This is a genomic window from Leisingera sp. F5, from assembly GCF_001593695.1.
Genome location: NZ_LUKH01000475.1, coordinates 1 through 2326, shown reverse-complemented (window position 1 = coordinate 2326; position 2326 = coordinate 1). Strand labels below are relative to the sequence as shown.

Here is a 2326-nt window from a genome sequence, read left to right as displayed (position 1 = left end):
GTCCTTGTCCACCACAGTAATATAGACCGTGTCTTTGTGCACCGCCTCGGTTAGCGGCTGCGCTGCCGGCAGGGCGTGCTTGGGGTCGATCAGCGCGGCAAGCCGGGCAGCCGTTTCGGGTGCCAGCATATGCGCCAGCCGGGTGGTGTGATCTGGATCGGCCAGGAACCGGTTGCGCGCATCATAGGCAAGCTTGGCGGCCTCCGCCTCGATATGCGCACGTTCAGCGCCAAACGGATCCATGTTAGAAATTTCAAAATGCTTGAGTATGTTCAGCAGCAAAATCGCAGTTGCACCCTGACCATTGGGCGGATGCTCGGTCAGGCCCAGGCCATTGTACTGGCCGTCCACCGGCTGTGTTGCAAAGCTGCTGGCAGCGGCAAAATCCGCCAGAGTGTGGACGCCTCCAAGCGCCGTCAGCGCGGCCACCATATCTTCGGCCACGTCCCCGGAATAAAAGGCATCCCGCCCGTTCTTAGCGATGCGGCGCAGCACTTCGGCCTGCCCGGGTGTGCGGAACACATCGCCGCTGATGAACGGCTGGCCGTCTTTCAGGTAATGGTGCCGCGCCGCGCCTTGCAATGCCGCTGCGCCGTTGATCCAGTCGAACGCCGTGCGCGGCGCCACGGGAACGCCCTCTTCGGCATAGTGGATTGCCGGTTGCAGCAGCGCATCAATCCCAAGCCGTCCTTCGCTTTCGGCCAGACGGCAGAACGCGTCAATCGCGCAAGGGATAGTCACCGCATCGGGGCTGCCCAGCGGAACGGTTTCCAGCCCTTGTGCCCGAAGCGCAGCAGCGCTGGCCCCGGCAGGGGCGCGGCCTGATCCGTTCAGCGCCTGGATGCCCTGTCCCGGGCGGGAATATAGAACAAAGCAATCCCCGCCGATGCCTGTCATTTGCGGCTCGCAAATTCCCAGTAAGACCGCCCCGGCCAAAGCCGCGTCCATTGCATTGCCGCCGCGTTTCAAGATGTCGACGGCGACGCTGGCAGCTAGAGGATGCGAGGTCGCGCACAGGCCGTTTTGGGCCAAAACGGCTGATCGCCCCGGAAGATGAAAGTCGCGCATTTCCCTGCTCCTGCCGTCACCTTGCAAAGGCTAGGCGCACACGGCGGGAAGGCAACTTAAATCCTCAGCGGCTCTGAAGGAACGGAACGTCATTCTGGGTCAGGAAAGCGGGCCAATGGAAGTATCCCCGGTGCCGCGCACTGGTGGGGGCTAGAACACGCGGTACCGGGGGAAGCTCATTTCAGCTACAGTTTAAAAGTCGCATACCTATCGGGCTGAGGTGGGCCGGGATTGCGGCGCGATTATGACAAAGCGTTAAAATGCAGTAAACCCGCAGCCGTGCCTCTGTAAACCTGGGGCTGTTCAGACTTCGGCCGAGGGGCTGGTCACTTTGATTTCGAAGCAGAGCGATAGATTGTTGTTTCCCTCCGAACGCTCATATTGGACTTGGCTTGCCAATTCGCGGATCAGAAACCATCCGAACCCGCCTTCGGGCATGCTTTCAACCGGAACGCTGATATCTGCAGGTTTGCCCTCCGGCAATTCTCCCTTAGCAAAGGGAACACCGGCGTCCTGGATGCTGATCCACAAACGTTCAGGATAAAGCTCAGCCCGGATCCGCACGTCTCCCGGAGGAGCACTTTCATAGGCGTGCTCGACTACGTTGTTCACAGCCTCGGTCAGAGCGATTTGCACCTCATCCACACGGGCACCCGGGATCCCTAGGGACCGAAGCTGGTCTACAACCGATGAGATGCCTGAACGGGCATTCAGGTTCGTAGCCGTGAACGAGCAGGCAAAAGTTTTTACCATCGATTTCTCGCTTTGCACTGACAGCGCATTGGTCTTCAGGAGTTTGCGCCAGCCGGAGCGATTGCGTCGCCAAGGGAACCATAAAGGTCAAAGATCGTGTCCATGCGGGTCAGCCGGAACACTTTTTCGACCATGGGGGTCAGCCCGGCGAGATCCAGTTTCCGGGTGCCGCCAAGCTGTTTCATCGCGGCGACGATCGCGCCAAGCCCGCTGGAATCAATAAACTGCACTTCGGAAAGGTCCAGGATGACACGGTCCGCACCGGATTCTGTTTCCGTGCGCATGTCCTCCTTGAACTGGATGGCCATGGCGGCATCAATGCGTTCGGCATTGACTTTAACGATCTGTGCATCGTCCGTCATGGTGGTCGTCAGGCTCATTTTGATCCCCCGGGATGTAACGTCATTTGTCAGCACTCTAGACCGCAAAGCTTACTATTCTGTAGGTATTATTTTGACGATTGGAGGAAAATTGCATGAAAGATGTTGTTATCGCCGGAGCGGCC

3 protein-coding genes are annotated in these 2326 nt (G+C 58.9%); all 3 read right to left on the bottom strand.

Features of this window, described 5'->3' with window-relative positions:
* Window positions 1–1068: gamma-glutamyltransferase family protein (locus A2I95_RS32120; protein WP_291736351.1), on the bottom strand; the 1068-nt coding region annotated here is incomplete at its 3' end.
* 303 nt (window positions 1069–1371) lie between these two features.
* Entirely contained in the window at window positions 1372–1821 is a 450-nt protein-coding gene (locus A2I95_RS32115; RefSeq protein WP_260006708.1) for an ATP-binding protein, read from the bottom strand.
* Window positions 1822–1856: 35 nt separating this feature from the next.
* Complete coding sequence (locus tag A2I95_RS32110) at window positions 1857–2201, bottom strand: STAS domain-containing protein (RefSeq protein ID WP_129372437.1); 345 nt, start codon at window positions 2199–2201, stop codon at window positions 1857–1859.
* Window positions 2202–2326 lie beyond the last annotated feature (125 nt).